Raw genomic sequence first — 15,555 nt, 5'->3', positions numbered from 1 at the left:
GATGGCGAGCATGCTCATCGAGACCGACATCGCGCTCGCCCACCGCCACGCGCAGGCCGCGGGACGACGGGCCGGCCGCGTCAGCGTCGTGCGCGAGACGCTCGCGATCACGGCCTACGCCGTCGAGGACTACACCCTGGCGCTGCGCGAGCTGCGCACCTACCGTCGGCTGAGCGGCTCGAACGAGCAGCTGCCGCTCATGGTCGACTGCGAGCGCGGGCTCGGTCGCCCCGAGAAGGCGCTCGAGCTCGGGCGCTCGGTCGACCGCGCGGAGCTGAGCGTTCCGACCCGCGTCGAGCTCGCCATCGCCATGTCGGGCGCGCGCCTCGACCTCGGGCAGCCCGAGCAGGCCCTCGCCGAGCTCGAGATCCCGCAGCTCGACCCCTCCACCGCCTACCGGTACAGCCCGGGGCTGTTCGACGCCTACGCCGTCGTGCTCGCCGAGCTCGGTCGCGAGGAGGAGGCCGCCGAGTGGGGCCGTCGCGCCGACGTCGCGGCCGAGGCCATCGGTGGCGCCGAGGGCGAGTTCGACGACATCGTCGAGATCGTCGAGGAGGAGCTCGGGGACGAGGAGCCCCGCGCCGTGGACGAGGAGACCGTGCTCGAGCGCGTCGACGCGGTCGAGGCCTCGACCCCGACGTCGCACGGCGAGCCGGACGCGGAGCCGGACGACGAGTCCGACGCTGAGGCCGGCGACGAGTTCACCGACGAGGTCGCGGGCGCCGCCGATGCTGCGGATGCCGGTTCGGCGGACACGGACGACGACGAGGACGACCGCGACGCCGTTGACGGCCACGAGGTGGACGCCCCGCAGGACGTCCCGCAGCCCGAGGGCGGCGAGGAGCAGCACGGTGTTCGGTAAGCGCGCTGCGGCGGCGGCGACCCCGCTGACCGGTCGGGACGCGCTGCTGCTCGACCTCGACGGCGTCGTCTACAAGGGAGAGAAGGCCATCCCGCACGCCGTGGAGAGCATCAACCGCGCCGCCGAGACGCTGCGCGTCGGCTACATCACCAACAACGCCTCGCGCACCGACGTCTCCGTCGCCGAGCACCTCGGCTCGCTCGGGCTGCGGCTGACGCCGGCCGATGTGGTGACGAGCCCGCAGGCGGCGGTGCGGGTGCTCGCCACCCTCGTCGAACCCGGATCGCGCATCCTCGTCGTCGGGGGCGACGGCCTCGTGACCGAGGTCGAGAACGCCGGCTACATCGTCACCCGCTCGGCGGAGGACGCGCCCGACGCGGTCATCCAGGGCTTCGCCCCCCACGTCGGCTGGGAGCACCTGGCCGAGGCCTCCTTCGCGCTGCACACGGGCATCCCGTGGGTGGCGACCAACACCGACTGGACGATCCCCGTCGCGCGCGGCGTCGCCCCGGGCAACGGCACGCTCGTCTCCGCCGTGCACCTCGCCGTCGGGCGCCTGCCGGTCTTCGCCGGCAAGCCCGAGAAGGCGATCTTCGACGTCGCGAGCGAGCGCTTCGGCGCCGAGCGCGCCCTCGTCGTCGGCGACCGGCTCGACACCGACATCCTCGGCGGCAATCGCGCCGGCATCGACACGGCGCTCGTGCTCACCGGCATCGACCAGCCGAAGCAGGTGCTCGCAGCCTCCGCGAACATGCGGCCGACGTTCATCATCGACGACCTGCGCGCGCTGTTCCAGCCGTACCCCGAGACGCGCGAGACGGTGGATGCGGAGGGCGTGCGCTCGGTCGAGGTCGGCAAGGCCGTCGTGCGCATGAAAGGGCACGTGCTGCGCGTCGCCCGCGCGGGGGACGACCGGCTCGACCTCATCCGCGCGGCCTCGACCGCGGTCTACGCGAGCGGGCTGCAGATCTACGGCATCGACGTCGACCCCGAGCTGCTCGCGTTGCTCTGAGCGCCGCAGGGCGCCCCTCGGGCGGGTGCGGCGCGGGGCTATAGTCGGCGTCATGAGCGAGTACGGCGATGTCGGCCACGCCGAGCAGGCCCCGATGACGAACCCGACGACGGTGCACGAGGTGCAGGCCGACGAGGCCATCGTCTCGCGCATCTCGCTCGTCGAGGATCAGCCGCTGGCCGATCGGGCCCCGGCGTTCGAGCAGCTCGTCGACGAGCTGCGCGCGCACCTGGAGGGCACCGACGGCGAGGCGCGCCGCTCCGGCGCGTGAGCCGCCGGCGACCGACCCGATGAGCGACTCCCTGCGGCTCGACGCCGCGCTCGTGCAGCTCGGGCTCGCGCGTTCGCGAGCCCTCGCCCGGGCGGCGATCGAGCAGGGGCGCGTGAGCGTCGACGGCCGCGCGATCGTCAAGCCCGCGCATCCCGTCGCCGAGGGCGCGCGCCTCGTCGTCGAGGGCGAGGACCACTACGTGAGCCGCGCGGCGCACAAGCTCATCGCCGCGCTCGACGCCGCCGCGATCGATCCGAGCGGGATGCTCTGCCTCGACCTCGGCGCCAGCACGGGCGGCTTCACCCAGGTGCTGCTCGAGCGCGGCGCCGCCCGCGTCATCGCGCTCGACGTCGGGCACGGACAGCTCGCAGCCTCGATCGCGCTCGACCCGCGCGTGGTGAGCGTCGAGGGTGAGAACGCGCGCTCGCTGACCGCCGAGCGCCTGGCCGAGGTGAGCGGCGTGGCCGAGCGCCCGCAGCTGGTGGTCGGCGATCTGAGCTTCATCCCGCTGCGGATGATCCTGCCCGCGATCGTCGCCACGGCCGCGCCGGAGGCGCCGATCGTGCTGCTCGTGAAGCCGCAGTTCGAGGTCGGCCGCACCGGCGTGCGCGAGGGTGTCGTGCGCGACGCCGCCCTGCGGGAGGACGCGATCATGGGCGTGCTCTGGGCCGCCTTCGATCTCGGCCTGCTGGCGGAGCGGATCGACTCGTCACCCGTGCTGGGGACGAGCGGGAATCACGAGTACCTGGCCGTCTTCCGGCCGGGCGCCGGAGAGCATCCGACACAATGGAGGAGCCGCGTCGCCGCACTCGCGCGAGCGGAACCCCGCCAGGAGGCATCCCCGTGACCGATCGCCACATCCTCGTCGTCGCCCACACCGGGCGGCCCGAGTCGCTCGGCGCGGCCGTCACGGTCTGCGATCACCTGCGCGGGGCCGGCCTCGTCCCCGTGGTCGCCGCGGACTCGATCGACGACATCGCCGAGGCGTGGGGCTCGGATGCCCTGCGCGTGCTCGGCGACGACGTCGCGGTCGGCGACCTCGAGCTCGTCATCGTGCTCGGCGGCGACGGCACCATCCTGCGCGCCGCCGAGCTCGCGCGCGGGGGCTCGGCGCCGCTGCTCGGCGTCAACCTCGGGCACGTCGGGTTCCTCGCCGAGAGCGAGAAGGACGACCTCGCCGAGGCGATCACCCGGGCGCTGCAGCGCGACTACCTCGTCGAGGAGCGCATGACGATGTCGGTGCGCGTCAAGGTCGGCACCGAGGTCATCTACGAGAGCTGGGCCCTCAACGAGGCCACGGTCGAGAAGGGCAGCCGCGAGCGCATGCTCGACGTCGTCGTCGAGGTCGACAGCCGCCCGCTGTCGAGCTTCGGCTGCGACGGCGTCGTCATGTCCACGCCCACCGGCTCGACCGCGTACGCGTTCTCGGCCGGCGGGCCCGTCGTGTGGCCGAGCCTGGATGCCCTGCTCCTGGTTCCGCTCAGCGCCCACGCCCTCTTCGCGCGGCCGCTCGTCGTCGGCCCGAACTCCTCCCTCGCGGTTGAGGTGCTCGAGCGCTCGCAGGGGCTCGGCGTGCTCTGGTGCGACGGCCGCCGCGCGTTCGACCTGCCGCCGGGCGCCCGCGTCGTCGCGCGCCGCTCGAGCACCCCTGTGCGGCTCGCCCGCCTGCACCAGGCGCCCTTCACCGACCGCCTCGTGAAGAAGTTCGCCCTCTCGGTGACCGGCTGGCGCGGGCCGGTCGAGCCGGGCGAGGCGACGGAGCCGGCGACCGGGGCGATCGAGCTGCCGCACCTCGGCGACGGGGAGGGCCGGCCGGCGTGATCGAGGAGATCAGCATCCGCCACCTCGGCGTCATCGGCGAGGCGCGCCTGCCGCTCGGGCCCGGGTTCACGGCGCTCACCGGCGAGACCGGCGCCGGCAAGACCATGGTCGTCACCGCGCTCGGACTGCTGCTGGGCGCCCGCGCCGACTCGGGGGCGATCCGCTCGGGCAGCGAGCAGGCGCTCGTCGAGGGACGCTGGCGCATCGACGCCGAGGGGGCCGTGGCCGAGCGGGTGCGCGACGCCGGGGGAGACCTGGATGGGGACGAGCTGCTGCTCGCCCGCACGCTCTCGACCGAGGGTCGAAGTCGCGCCGTCGTCGGCGGTCGCTCGGCCCCTGTCGCCGTGCTCACCGAGCTGGGCGAGCAGCTCGTCGTCGTGCACGGGCAGAGCGATCAGCTTCGGCTGAAGTCGGCGACCGCGCAGCGCGAGGCGCTCGATCGCTTCGCCGGGCCCGAGCTCGCCCGCGCCCTTGCCGAGTACCAGGCCGTGCACGCGCGCTGGGCGCAGGCGCAGGCCGACCTCGAGACGCTCGAGGCCGACCGCGACCGTCGCGCGCGCGAGGCCGAGGAGCTGCGCCTCGCGATGGAGGAGATCGAGCAGGCCGCGCCCGAGCGCGGGGAGGACGACCGGCTCGCCGAGCAGGCCGATCGGCTCGCCAACATCGAGGATCTGCGGCTCGCCGCGGTGCAGGCGCACGAGCTCATCTCGGCTGAGAGTCTCGACGAGGGCCGCGACGCCGTGAGCCTCATCGAGGCCGCCCGCCGTACCGTCGACCGCGTCGCCGGGCACGACCCGCAGCTCGTCCCCGTCGTGGAGGCGCTCGCCAACGCCGGCTTCGTGCTGGGCGAGGCCGCGCTGCAGCTCTCGAGCTACACCGCTTCGCTCGACAGCGACGGCGGCCGCGAGCTCGAGACGGTGCAGGAGCGCCGTGCCGAGCTGGCGACCCTCGTGCGCAAGTACGGCCCCTCGCTCGACGATGTCATCGACCACCTCGAGCAGGGCTCCACGCGCCTGCTCGAGCTCGACCAGGATGGCGACCGCCTCGTCGCACTGCAGGCGAGCGTCGACGCCGACCTCGCCGAGCTCGACCGCCGGGCATCAGCCCTCACCGCACTGCGCGAGGCGGCCGCCGAGACGCTGTCGACCGCGGTCACCGCCGAGCTCGCCGCGCTCGCCATGCCGACCGCGCGGCTGAGCGTCGCCGTCGACACCCGCGAGGAGTTCACGGCGACCGGCCGCGACCTGGTCGCGCTGCTGCTGCAGCCGCACCCCGGCAGCGAGCCGCGACCGCTCGGCAAGGGTGCCTCGGGGGGCGAGCTCTCGCGGGTCATGCTCGCGCTCGAGGTCGTCGTCGCCGGCAGCGACCCCGTGCCGACCTTCATCTTCGACGAGGTGGATGCCGGCGTCGGCGGGGCGAGCGCCATCGAGATCGGCCGCCGTCTCGCGCGCCTCGCCGAGAGCGCGCAGGTGATCGTCGTCACCCACCTCGCCCAGGTCGCCGCCTTCGCCACCAACCACCTCAGCGTCGTCAAGGACGTCGACGGCGCGGTCACCGCCTCGAGCGTGCGGCAGCTGCAGGGCGAGGAGCGCATCGCCGAGATGGCGCGCCTGCTCAGCGGCCTGCCCGACAGCGAGAGCGGCCTCGCCCACGCCCGCGAGCTCGTCGCGATGGCGAGCACTCGGGCGTAGTCACCGTGGTCCGCGCGCGCGGCTAGCTGTACCCGGTCAGCACGTTGGTGACACAAGGCAGAGGAGAAGGCCTTCATTCTGGGTGGTGTCTAAACGCCCTGAAGAGGAAGGCCTTCTCGTGGTCCACCGTAACGCTCCCCTTGCTCCCGCCGGCCGACTGATCCTGGTCCGACGGGTGCTGTCCGGTCGTCCTGTGTCGCATGTCGCGAAAGAGCTCGGCGTGTCACGCCAGTGCGCTCACCGCTGGGTGACCCGCTTCCGCGAGCACGGAATCCGCGCGCTGGAGGACCGCTCGTCGCGGCCGCGCCGATCACCCAGCACCACGTCCCCGCAGCTGGCCGCAGCGCTGATCGCGTCCCGGGAACGCGACAGGCTCGGCCGCGATGAGCTCGCGAGGCGTTTCGCGGTGAGCCCCTCGACCGCGTCCCGACTGATCGTGAAGGCGGGGTTGCCTGCCCTGCATGAGTTGGACCCGGTCACCGGGACTCGCATCCGTCAAGGCCGCCGGACCCGTCTTCGATACGAGCGCGAGCAGCCGGGTGATCTGATCCATATCGACGTGAAGAAGCTCGGCCGCATCCCTGACGGCGGCGGATGGCGCCTGAACGGTCTGGGAACGATCGAGCACAACATCGGCCGGAAACGATCCGTGAGGCTCGGCTTCGACTACGTCCACGTCGCGGTCGATGACCACTCCCGGCTCGCGTTCGCGCAGGTGCTGCCGGATGAAAAGGGCGAAACCTGCGCGGCGTTCCTCAACAACGCTGCTGCGTTCTTCACCGGACACGGGATCAGGATCCGGCAGGTCATGACCGACAACGCCTTGAACTACCGAAACTCCGCAGCCTTCCGAAGCGTTATGGAGTCGTTGGCGGCCACCCACGTGCTCACGAGACCGTATTCGCCCTGGCAGAACGGGAAAGCCGAACGCTTCAATCGCACCCTCCAGGAGGGGTGGGCATATCGACACGCGTTCACCTCGAACCAGGAACGCGCCAACGCCCTCGCGCCCTGGCTTGACCACTACAACTACGATCGACCCCACACCGCCTGCAAAGACCTGCCCCCGATCAGTCGAGTGTCACCAACCTCATGACCGAGTACAGCTAGCGGGCGGCGGCGCCGGGCGGGGAGACCGGTACCTCGAGCTGCTGCGGCGGAGCATCCGTCGATGCGGAGAGCACGAGCACCGACGCCGACTCCCGCGCGAGGTACGCGGCGGCGGGCACCACCACGACGCTCGTCGTCGGGCCGTAGTCGGCCGTGCAGGCCTCGACCCGGCCCGTGCTCACCGTCAGCACGAGCGTCGACGCATCGGCCTCGAGCGCGATCGGCAGCAGCGGGCAGCTCGAGCTGCCGTAGGTGGTGACGAGCAGACGGTCGGGCTGCTCCGACCACTGCAGCACCACCGGTTGCTCGGGCGGCGGGGCGGCGGGGTCGGAACCCTCGGGAAGCCCGGGAACCGTCGACTCGGCGATCGAGGAGCCGTCGGGGCCCGCGCCGGCGGCGAGCACATCGCGGAACACGCGTTCGCGTCCGCCGGAATCGCGCACCGTCACCGTGACAGTCGCCTGGTCGAGGCCCTCGGGCGCCTCGAAGACGTGAGCCAGCGGGGAGAGGTCGTCGGTGCAGGCCTGCGCCGGCGTCGGCTCGAAGCGCACGGGCACGACGCCGTCCTCCACCTCGCCGATGCTCGTCGCGATCGGCGGGCAGGCGCTCGAGCCCCAGGTGACGATGACGAGGCGACCCTGCTCGTCGATCCAACCCACGGGGTCGGTCGACGAGACCTCGGGCGAGAGCAGCGGGTCGCGGATCGGCGCGTCGGCGGGCCACCCGGGCTGGGTCTCGAGCGCGACCGACTCGGGCGGCGCCGAGGGCAGGATCGCGCATCCCGCCAGCAGGGCGATCGCGGCGACGACGGCGCCCCCGATGGCGGCGACGCGGGATGCGCGGCGCACGCCCTCGTGCCGTTCGAGTACCGCCTGCCGCCCCATGCGCCCGACGCTACGCCCGGCACCTGAGCGCGTCGAGGCGAAAGGGGTCACGGGTCGGATACGATCGAACCCCGTGGCGAACTCTTCAGACGCGGACCTGCCCATCACCAAGCACATCTTCGTGACGGGGGGTGTCGTCTCGTCGCTCGGCAAGGGCCTCACCGCCGCCTCGCTGGGCAATCTGCTCACCGCCCGGGGCCTGCGCGTCGTCATGCAGAAGCTCGACCCGTACCTCAACGTCGACCCCGGCACGATGAACCCGTTTCAGCACGGCGAGGTGTTCGTCACGGACGACGGCGCCGAGACCGACCTCGACATCGGGCACTACGAGCGGTTCCTCGACATCAACCTCAGCCAGGCCGCGAACGTCACCACCGGCCAGGTCTACTCGCAGGTGATCGCGAAGGAGCGCCGCGGCGAGTACCTCGGCGACACCGTGCAGGTCATCCCGCACATCACCGACGAGATCAAGCGGCGCATGCGCCTGCAGGCCGAGGACGACCCGAAGCCCGACGTGATCATCACCGAGATCGGCGGCACGGTCGGCGACATCGAGTCGCAGCCCTTCATCGAGTCGGCCCGCCAGGTGCGCCACGAGCTCGGCCGCAGGAACGTCTTCTTCGTGCACGTGAGCCTCGTGCCCTTCATGAACGCGAGCGGCGAGCAGAAGACCAAGCCGACGCAGCACTCCGTCGCCGCGCTGCGCTCGATCGGCATCCAGCCCGACGCCCTCGTGCTGCGCAGCGACCGGCCCGTCACGAGCGCGAACCGCCGCAAGATCGCCCTCATGTGCGATGTCGAGGAGGCGGGCGTCGTCAACGCCACCGACGCCGCGTCGATCTACGACATCCCCTCGATGCTGCACAGCCAGGGCCTCGACAGCTACATCATCGACCAGCTCGACCTCGAGGCCGGCGAGGTCGACTGGGCCGGCTGGCGCGAGCTGCTCACCGCCGTGCACGAGCCCAAGCGCGAGGTGACGATCGGTCTCGTCGGCAAGTACATCGACCTGCCCGACGCGTACCTCTCGGTGACGGAGGCCCTGCGGGCCGGCGGCTTCGCGCACCAGAGCAAGGTCAGCATCCGGTGGATCGCCTCGGACGAGTGCGAGACGCCGGAGGGCGCCGCGCGCATGCTCGGCGAGCTCGACGCGATCTGCGTGCCCGGCGGCTTCGGCGTGCGCGGCATCGAGGGCAAGCTCGGAGCGCTGCACTTCGCCCGCGAGAACGGCATCCCGACCCTCGGCCTCTGCCTCGGACTGCAGTGCATGGTCATCGAGTACGCGCGCAACGAGGCTCACCTGCCGGGCGCCTCCTCGACCGAGTTCGACCCCGACACCGAGTTCCCGGTGATCGCGACCATGGCCGAGCAGGTCGACATCATCGCGCAGGGCGACCTGGGCGGCACGATGCGCCTCGGCCTGTACGAGGCCGCGCTCGCGCCGGGATCGGTCGTCGCGGAGACGTACGGCAGCGAGAGCATCCAGGAGCGCCACCGCCACCGCTACGAGGTCAACAACCGCTACCGCGACGAGATCGCCGCCGCGGGTCTGCGCTTCTCGGGCACGAGCCCCGACGGCACGCTCGTCGAGTTCGTCGAGCTGCCGCGCGAGGTGCACCCCTACTACGTGGCCACCCAGGCGCACCCCGAGCTGCGCTCGCGCCCCAACAACGCGCATCCGCTGTTCGCCGGGCTCGTCGCCGCCGCCATCGAGCGGCAGAAGGCCAGCCGGCTGTTCGACGACGAGGCGGCGAGCGCGGAGTGACCGCCGTGTCGGGCGGCACCGCGGCGGGGGAGGGCGAGCTCGACGAGCTGCGCGATGAGGCGCACTCGGTCGAGGTGCTCGACTCCGAGGTGGTGTTCGCCGGGCGCGTGTGGGACATCCGGCGTGAGCGCTTCGGGTACGGGGATCACGAGATCGTCCGCGAGTTCATGGAGCACCCCGGCGCGGTGGCCGTGCTGGCCGTCGACGACGAGGAGCGCGTGCTCGTCATCCAGCAGTACCGCCACCCCATCCAGACGCGCGACTGGGAGCTGCCCGCGGGCCTGCTCGACGTCGAGGGCGAGGACCCGCTCGAGGCCGCGCGCCGCGAGCTGGCCGAGGAGGCCGACCTCGCCGCCGAGCACTGGGAGCCGCTCATCACGATGCACACGAGCCCCGGCGGCTCGGACGAGGTGATCCACGTGTTCCTCGCGACGGGGCTCAGCGCGACGGAGACCTTCGACCGCGAGGCCGAGGAGGCCGACATCGTGCTGCGCTGGGTCGCGCTCGACGAGGCGGTGGATGCCGTGCTCGCCTCACGCGCCCGCAACGGCATCCTCATGGCCGCCGTGCTCGCCGCGCACGCCCGGCGAAGCCGAGGCTGACTGTGCCGGCGGTCGAGCAGCCGGAGCGCACCGGCGCGACCGCGCCGCCCGCCGAGCCCGCCCCGGCGCTCGTCCGCGCCGTCGACCGCTACCTGCGCCACATCGCCCTCGAGCGCGGCCGCTCGCCGCACACCGTCGCCGCCTACCGCCGCGACCTCGCCCGCTACACGGCGTACCTCACCGGGATCGGGCGCGAGGAGGTCGCCGAGGTCGAGGCGGCCGACGTCGCGGGGTTCGTGCAGGCGCTGCGCGACCCGGCGGGATCCGGCTCATCGACCCCGGCCGCGCCGGTGGGCGCCGCGACGACCGCGCGGATGCTGTCGAGCGTGCGCGGCTGGCACCGGTTCCTGCTCGAGGAGGGCATCCTGCAGCAGGACGTCGCCGCCGAGCAGAAGCCGCCGACGCAGCCGAAGCGCCTGCCGAAGGCGATCAGCATCGCGCAGGTCGAGCGGCTGCTCGAGGCCTGCGCGGGCGACGACCCGATGATGCTGCGCGACCGCGCCCTGCTCGAGCTGCTCTACGCCACGGGCGCCCGGGCGAGCGAGGCGATCGATCTCAACGTCGACGACGTGATGGGCGACGACGCGCAGGTCGGCGGGGCGGTGCGGCTGTTCGGCAAGGGGCGCAAGCAGCGCATCGTGCCGATCGGCCGCTACGCCCGCGAGGCGCTCGACGCGTACCTGGTGCGGGCGCGGCCGCTGCTCGCGCCGCGGGGGGCCTCGACGCCGGCGCTGTTCCTCGGGGCGCGCGGGGCCCGGCTCAGCCGGCAGTCGGCGTGGCTGGTGATCCGCGCGGCGGCGGAGCGCGCGCGGCTCGACGTCGAGCTCTCGCCGCACACGCTGCGCCACAGCTTCGCGACCCACCTGCTCGAGGGCGGCGCCGACGTGCGCGTCGTGCAGGAGCTGCTCGGCCACGCGAGCGTCGCCACGACCCAGATCTACACGCTCGTCACGGCCGACGCGATGCGCGAGGCCTGGGCGACGGCGCATCCGCGGGCGCTGTAGCGGGGTGGGGCGGGATCGGGTCGCTCGGTCGCGCGGACCGGTCGCCCGATTCCGTCAGAGCGGCGCCGGCGGTGCGTCGGGTGCGCTCGGCCCGTCCTCGCCCCCGCCGATCACGAGGACCTCGGCCTCGCCCGTCGGGCCCCAGCGCACGCTCCAGCGGCTGGTCGGCCCCTCGAGCACGGCGCGCATGCCCTCTGTAAGGAAGACGCTGCGGGCGATGCAGCTCGACGTTCCGACGGTCTCGACGTCGACGAGCAGCACGCACACCTCGTTGCGGGCGTCGTCGGCCGTTCCGGCTCGCACGTGGCGGTAGGCCGCGACCCGCTCGCCGCGATCGCCTTCGGCGCCGGCGGCGAGGATGCGCGGCCCGATGGTGACGGGCAGGCCTGCGGCGAGCATCCGGTCGCGCAGATCGCGCTCGGCGGCGGTCGCGTCGCGGTACAGCAGCTGCAGGGAGGACGCCGGCGGCGGCTCGGGGGCCGGTGCGGCGGCGGCGCTGAGGGCGGCGACCGTGCTGAGCAGCAGTCCGCCGGCGGCCGTGAGAGCGAGCGCGCGGCGCGGGCCGGGCGGGGACGCATCGCGCCGGGCGGGCCGGCGGCGGCGGGTCGGGATGCGCGGCGCGGGCTCCGGGCGGGGCCGGCGCCGCCCGATCCAAGGGCGAGCGGGCTGCTCGGTCGCGGGTTCCGGCGGGGGCGCGGGTCGCGCGGCGGCCCGCCGGGCCAGCTCGCGCACGGCCGCCGCAGCGCGCTGCTCGTCCTCGGCGGAGCGCGGCCGGGCGTAGGCGAGGCGGGTGAGCTCGACGTCGAAGAGGTGCGCGATGACGTGCTCGCGGGCGCGGTCGGCGGCTTCGTGGTCGTCCGGCGGCTGCGCCATGGCCGTAGTCAAGCACGCGGTGCTGCGCGGAGCGAGGGTCAGGGCAGCGGGTCGAGCGCCGCCGTGCCGTCGGCCCGCCAGGAGCCGCGGTAGGGCTCGCCCGAGACGGCGTCGCGCCCCACGACCTCGAGCCCGCGCTCGCGGAAGCCGTCGAGGGTCGCGCAGCTCGTGCCGGAGGGCAGCCCGCGGTCGACGATCATGAGGCAGACGTCCTGCGCCGCCCGGTCGCGCACCGGCTCGCCGTTCTCGCCGAAGCGGCTGCCGTCGGTGAGCGGCAGGAAGGGGTCGCCCTCGCCGGCGGCCGCGGCGAGCTGCCGCGCGGTGCCGGCAGGCGCCCGGAAAACGACGAGCTCGGCCGCCGCGGCGCGCTCGACGATGCGCAGCCCGTCGACCGGGGCGCTGAGCTGCTGCAGCCGGCCGGTGAGCGCGAGCTCGGCCTCGTCGGGCGCGCGCTCGAAGACGGCGAAGGCGGCCGGAGGGCCGGGAGGGGCGATCGCGCCGACGAGGCCCGCACCGCCCACGATCGCGAGGGCGAGGGCACCGGCGAGGGCGGGAGGGCGGCGCCACCAGGGGCGCGGGGCGGTGTCGTCGGCCTCGGCGTCGCTCTCGGCCTCGGTCGTGTCGTCGACGCCGTCTGCGGCCTGCGTTTCCGGGTGCGTGGCGCGGTCGTCGGCCGCGGCGGGATGCTCGGCCGCGGCGCGGGCGGCGAGCAGCTGCTGCCGCTCCTGCGCGGCGGCCTCGGACTGCGCGGCCTCGGCGGGCGTCGAGGCCCGGCCGTAGGCGAGCCGCTCGAGCTCGGCGATGCGGGAGGCCTCGGCGTCGGCATCCCGGGTCATGGGATCAGTCAAGCACGGGGCTGGGCGCCATCACGGCGGCGTCGGCGCGAAGGGGAGGGTGCGCAGCTCGGCCTCGCCCGTGGGCGCCCAGTCGACGGCGTACCGGATGCCGAATCGCTCGGTCTCGAAGACGAGGCCCGATTCGGCGAACTCGGCCAGGGGAGTGCACCGGCCCTCGATCGCGAAGGTGCCGTCGACGACCCAGGCGCAGACCTCCGAGCGGCGGACGAGGGCGCGATCGCCGGCGGAGGGATCGGGGAGCAGGTAGATCGCGCCGCCGAACGGCGAGAGCTCGGTGCCGACGAGGCTCGCGTCGGCGTCCTCAAGGCGCTCGGCCGAGCCCGGCGGGGCGCGGAAGGTGACGAGGGTCGCGGTCGCCGCGTCGGCGACGATACGCCCCTCGCTGATGAGGGGGAGTCCGGCGTCGCGCAGCACCTCGGTGCGGGCCCGTTCGAACGCCGACGCGGCGCGGTCGAAGGCGTCGAGCGCCACGGGGGAGGGCGGAGCGAGGACCAGTCCGGCGACGACCCCGGCGGCGATCGCCGCGAGGCCCGCGCCGAGGAGCCCGCGCAGCGCAGTGGTCGGTCGCCGGCGCCGAGTCGGGAGCGGAGCGGCGACGGAGGGACTCTGCGCGATCGGCGCAGGATCGAGATCGAGCACCGGGTCGTCGGAGGCCGCGGGCGCGTCCGGCGGAACCGGTGCCTCCCGTTCCCCGGCCTGCTCGACCGGCGCCGGTGCCGATCGCAATCGCCGCAGCTCGGCGAGATCGGCCTCCACCTCGGCGGGCGTCCCGGCCGACCCCGCGCCGCCGGGCCCGGGCCGACCGAACAGGCGCTGCTCGAGCTCGAGGATCCTGGCCTCGCGCGCGCCGCCCGCACCGGGGGAGGGGGTCGTCACTCCTCCACCCCGAACGTCGCGCTGCCGTCGGGCAGCCACTCCCAGGTCACCGTCCGCCCGTCGAGTCCGAGACCGCCCTGCAGTCCCGTCTCGGTGAACCGCTCGATCGAGCCGCAGCCGGCGCCGGCCTCGGCGCGGGTGCTGTCGATCGGTTCGACGACGACGCAGGCGGCGAGCCCCCCGGTCGGTTCGGGCTGGAAGACCCCGGCCGCCATGCGCCACTCGTCCGACACGGCGACCTGCCGCAGCTCGATGAGCGGATCGCCGAAGCTGAAACGGCCCTCGTCGGCGGTCGCGCCTCCGCGGGTCTCCGAGTCGGTGAGCGGCAACGACTCGAGCTGCTCGATGGCCGGGATGGCGAGCGCGCGCAGTTCGTCGCGGGTCGTCGGGCCGATGGGCAGCGACTGAACCGCGATCGCTCCGTCCGCCGACCAGGACGCCGCGAACTGCAGTGTGTTGGAGGCGATCGCGGCCGCGAGGCCCTCGCGGGCGAAGCGCTCGGGGCTCTTGCACCGACCGAGACCGCCGAAGCGCAGGCTCACCACCCAGAGGCAGGCCTCCGCGGTGTCGGGTACGACCACGGTCTCGACCGAATCCCCGCGGCGGACGGGATCCGGCACGACAGGACCACCGCTGAGCGGATAGCCGCCGGAGTCGCGCAGTCGCGCCCCCGTGCCCTCGGGTGCGCGGACGACGATGACGGTCGCGCCGTCGCTCTCGGAGAGCACCCGCGCTTCGCCGATGACGGGCGCCCCGACGCCGGCGAGGTCGACGAGGGCCTGCTCGTCCTCCTCCGTCGCCGGCCGGTCGAAGATCGCGAAGGCCGTGGGGTCGACGTCGGCGGCGGCGCGCGTGCCGAACGCCGAGCCCGTGAGGAGGAGCACCGCGACGAGGGCGGCGACGAGGAGGCGGAGGGGGATCCGGGGTGGGCGGCGCTCGCCGAAGGGGTCGGCGCCGGGGGCGAGCGCCGTGCCGCCGTCGGCATCGAGCACGAGGGGGCGCGTCGGGCGACCGGGCCCGGCAGCGGCATCCTGCGTCATGAGGCGAAGTCAATCATGCCGAGCCTCAGGGATCGGGCACGGCCGAGAACGCGCCGTCGGCGCTCCAGCGGAAGGCGACCGTGCCGCTGCCCGAGCCAGCCTCGCCCTCGACGCCCGCCTCGGCGAATCGGGTGAGGTCGGTGCAGGCGAGCGCGGCGCCGGCCTCGCCGAGCGCCCACACGCACGCCCGCGGCTCGATGGTGGTGACGAGCGAGCGGATGACGACGGCCGCGTAGTCCCAGTCGTCATCGGCCCCGAGGATGCGCGGCCCCAGCTGCACGACGCGCCCACCCACCTCGAGCTCGTCGAGGTACCGCAGCTCGCGCGGCGTGGCGGGTCGGTCGAAGACGTCGAAGGCCGGGATGTCGAGGGCCCGCACCTCCTGCGCGGTGAAGCCCTGGGCGCCGAGGAAGGGGTTGCCGCGGGTCTGCAGCACGCTCGCGGCGAGGGAGAGCCCCGCGGCGGTGAGGCCGCCGAGCACCACCACGACGACCGCGGCGATGAGGGCGGGGTGGCGCCAGATCGGCCGGGGTGGGCGCGGGGGGACGGGGTGCATGACGCTCGCGCCGACGCGGGTGCGGCGGCCCGCAACCGCCCGGGGGGCCGCGGCGTCGAGCCGGGCGAGCTCGCGCGCCGCCGCCTCGGCCTCGCGCCGCTCCTCGCCCGTGCGCGCGGGGCCGAACGCGATGCGCTCGAGGGCCCGCCGGGCGTCGTCGTCCATGAGCCCAGTCAACCCCTGCCACCTGCGCGCGGGCAATGCGCGCGCATCCCGCATCGCCGTATCGGGAGGCGGCGGGGAGGCGGCGGCGACGCGGCGGCGACCCGTCGTGACGGCCCCGGGAAACCCCCGATGAGCCCGGCGCTCGCGCGGCCCGTCGCACGGGCTG

16 protein-coding genes are annotated in these 15,555 nt (G+C 74.2%); 10 read left to right on the top strand and 6 right to left on the bottom strand.

Going from position 1 to position 15,555, the window contains the following annotated elements:
• Position 1 precedes the first annotated feature (1 nt).
• From HGB54_RS12645 to HGB54_RS08080, 7 genes are all read left to right on the top strand, one after another.
• Positions 2 to 862, top strand: coding sequence for a tetratricopeptide repeat protein (locus tag HGB54_RS12645; RefSeq protein ID WP_228545750.1), 861 nt, complete (start codon positions 2 to 4; stop codon positions 860 to 862).
• Positions 852 to 1,874, top strand: coding sequence for an HAD-IIA family hydrolase (locus HGB54_RS08105; protein WP_228545749.1), 1,023 nt, complete (start codon positions 852 to 854; stop codon positions 1,872 to 1,874). The genes HGB54_RS12645 and HGB54_RS08105 overlap by 11 nt, the downstream gene beginning before the upstream one ends.
• A 52-nt stretch (positions 1,875 to 1,926) precedes the next feature.
• Positions 1,927 to 2,145, top strand: coding sequence for a hypothetical protein (locus HGB54_RS08100; RefSeq protein WP_168914633.1), 219 nt, complete (start codon positions 1,927 to 1,929; stop codon positions 2,143 to 2,145).
• 19 nt (positions 2,146 to 2,164) lie between these two features.
• Positions 2,165 to 2,992: a TlyA family RNA methyltransferase gene (locus HGB54_RS08095; protein WP_168915985.1), complete on the top strand. Its 828-nt coding sequence runs from the start codon at positions 2,165 to 2,167 to the stop codon at positions 2,990 to 2,992.
• Entirely contained in the window at positions 2,989 to 3,966 is a 978-nt protein-coding gene (locus tag HGB54_RS08090) for an NAD kinase (protein WP_228545748.1), read from the top strand. The genes HGB54_RS08095 and HGB54_RS08090 overlap by 4 nt, the downstream gene beginning before the upstream one ends.
• Positions 3,963 to 5,657, top strand: coding sequence for a DNA repair protein RecN (recN, locus tag HGB54_RS08085; RefSeq protein ID WP_168915983.1), 1,695 nt, complete (start codon positions 3,963 to 3,965; stop codon positions 5,655 to 5,657). The genes HGB54_RS08090 and recN overlap by 4 nt, the downstream gene beginning before the upstream one ends.
• Positions 5,658 to 5,775: 118 nt before the next feature.
• Positions 5,776 to 6,753, top strand: a complete 978-nt coding sequence (locus tag HGB54_RS08080; RefSeq protein ID WP_168915912.1) for an IS481 family transposase — start codon at positions 5,776 to 5,778, stop codon at positions 6,751 to 6,753.
• 10 nt (positions 6,754 to 6,763) lie between these two features.
• On the opposite strand, the gene HGB54_RS08075 is transcribed toward HGB54_RS08080, so the two are convergent.
• Entirely contained in the window at positions 6,764 to 7,651 is an 888-nt protein-coding gene (locus tag HGB54_RS08075) for a hypothetical protein (RefSeq protein ID WP_168915982.1), read from the bottom strand.
• Between the two features lie 73 nt (positions 7,652 to 7,724).
• On the opposite strand from HGB54_RS08075, the gene HGB54_RS08070 reads away from it, so the two are divergent.
• The 3 genes from HGB54_RS08070 to HGB54_RS08060 are packed head-to-tail and all read left to right on the top strand — an operon-like array spanning position 7,725 to position 11,022.
• A complete protein-coding gene (locus HGB54_RS08070; RefSeq protein WP_323740660.1) occupies positions 7,725 to 9,416 on the top strand; it encodes a CTP synthase in 1,692 nt (563 codons plus the stop codon).
• On the top strand, positions 9,413 to 10,018 hold the full coding sequence (locus tag HGB54_RS08065; RefSeq protein ID WP_228545747.1) for an NUDIX domain-containing protein: 606 nt from the start codon (positions 9,413 to 9,415) through the stop codon (positions 10,016 to 10,018). Before HGB54_RS08070 ends, HGB54_RS08065 begins: the two co-directional genes overlap by 4 nt.
• A gap of 2 nt (positions 10,019 to 10,020) precedes the next feature.
• The gene (locus HGB54_RS08060; protein WP_168915980.1) at positions 10,021 to 11,022 is read left to right on the top strand and encodes a site-specific tyrosine recombinase XerD; all 1,002 of its coding nucleotides are present in this window, start codon (positions 10,021 to 10,023) and stop codon (positions 11,020 to 11,022) included.
• 54 nt (positions 11,023 to 11,076) lie between these two features.
• Here the strand turns inward: HGB54_RS08060 and HGB54_RS08055 are convergent, their stop codons facing one another.
• From HGB54_RS08055 to HGB54_RS08035, 5 genes are read right to left on the bottom strand one after another with little or no spacing between them, the layout of a single operon-like run.
• On the bottom strand, positions 11,077 to 11,895 hold the full coding sequence (locus tag HGB54_RS08055) for a hypothetical protein (protein WP_168915979.1): 819 nt from the start codon (positions 11,893 to 11,895) through the stop codon (positions 11,077 to 11,079).
• 38 nt (positions 11,896 to 11,933) lie between these two features.
• Entirely contained in the window at positions 11,934 to 12,731 is a 798-nt protein-coding gene (locus tag HGB54_RS08050) for a hypothetical protein (protein ID WP_168915978.1), read from the bottom strand.
• A gap of 30 nt (positions 12,732 to 12,761) precedes the next feature.
• Positions 12,762 to 13,628: a hypothetical protein gene (locus HGB54_RS08045; RefSeq protein WP_168915977.1), complete on the bottom strand. Its 867-nt coding sequence runs from the start codon at positions 13,626 to 13,628 to the stop codon at positions 12,762 to 12,764.
• The gene (locus tag HGB54_RS08040) at positions 13,625 to 14,668 is read right to left on the bottom strand and encodes a hypothetical protein (RefSeq protein WP_168915976.1); all 1,044 of its coding nucleotides are present in this window, start codon (positions 14,666 to 14,668) and stop codon (positions 13,625 to 13,627) included. The genes HGB54_RS08045 and HGB54_RS08040 overlap by 4 nt, the downstream gene beginning before the upstream one ends.
• 25 nt (positions 14,669 to 14,693) lie before the next feature.
• Positions 14,694 to 15,389: a hypothetical protein gene (locus HGB54_RS08035; protein ID WP_168915975.1), complete on the bottom strand. Its 696-nt coding sequence runs from the start codon at positions 15,387 to 15,389 to the stop codon at positions 14,694 to 14,696.
• Positions 15,390 to 15,555: the final 166 nt, after the last annotated feature.

Source organism: Microcella flavibacter (genome assembly GCF_012530535.1).
Lineage (GTDB): Bacteria > Actinomycetota > Actinomycetes > Actinomycetales > Microbacteriaceae > Microcella > Microcella flavibacter.
The sequence above is the reverse complement of the archived record's forward strand: the minus strand, read 5'-3'. Positions and strand labels throughout refer to the sequence as shown.

Bases quoted from the DNA above. Each gene is read 5' to 3' on its own strand.
- HGB54_RS12645 (WP_228545750.1), top strand. From the start codon at position 2: ATGGCGAGCATGCTCATCGAGACCGACATCGCGCTCGCCCACCGCCAC.
- HGB54_RS08100 (WP_168914633.1), top strand. From the start codon at position 1,927: ATGAGCGAGTACGGCGATGTCGGCCACGCCGAGCAGGCCCCGATGACG.
- HGB54_RS08095 (WP_168915985.1), top strand. From the start codon at position 2,165: ATGAGCGACTCCCTGCGGCTCGACGCCGCGCTCGTGCAGCTCGGGCTC.
- HGB54_RS08075 (WP_168915982.1), bottom strand. From the start codon at position 7,651: ATGGGGCGGCAGGCGGTACTCGAACGGCACGAGGGCGTGCGCCGCGCA.
- HGB54_RS08055 (WP_168915979.1), bottom strand. From the start codon at position 11,895: ATGGCGCAGCCGCCGGACGACCACGAAGCCGCCGACCGCGCCCGCGAG.
- HGB54_RS08050 (WP_168915978.1), bottom strand. From the start codon at position 12,731: ATGACCCGGGATGCCGACGCCGAGGCCTCCCGCATCGCCGAGCTCGAG.
- HGB54_RS08040 (WP_168915976.1), bottom strand. From the start codon at position 14,668: ATGACGCAGGATGCCGCTGCCGGGCCCGGTCGCCCGACGCGCCCCCTC.
- HGB54_RS08035 (WP_168915975.1), bottom strand. From the start codon at position 15,389: ATGGACGACGACGCCCGGCGGGCCCTCGAGCGCATCGCGTTCGGCCCC.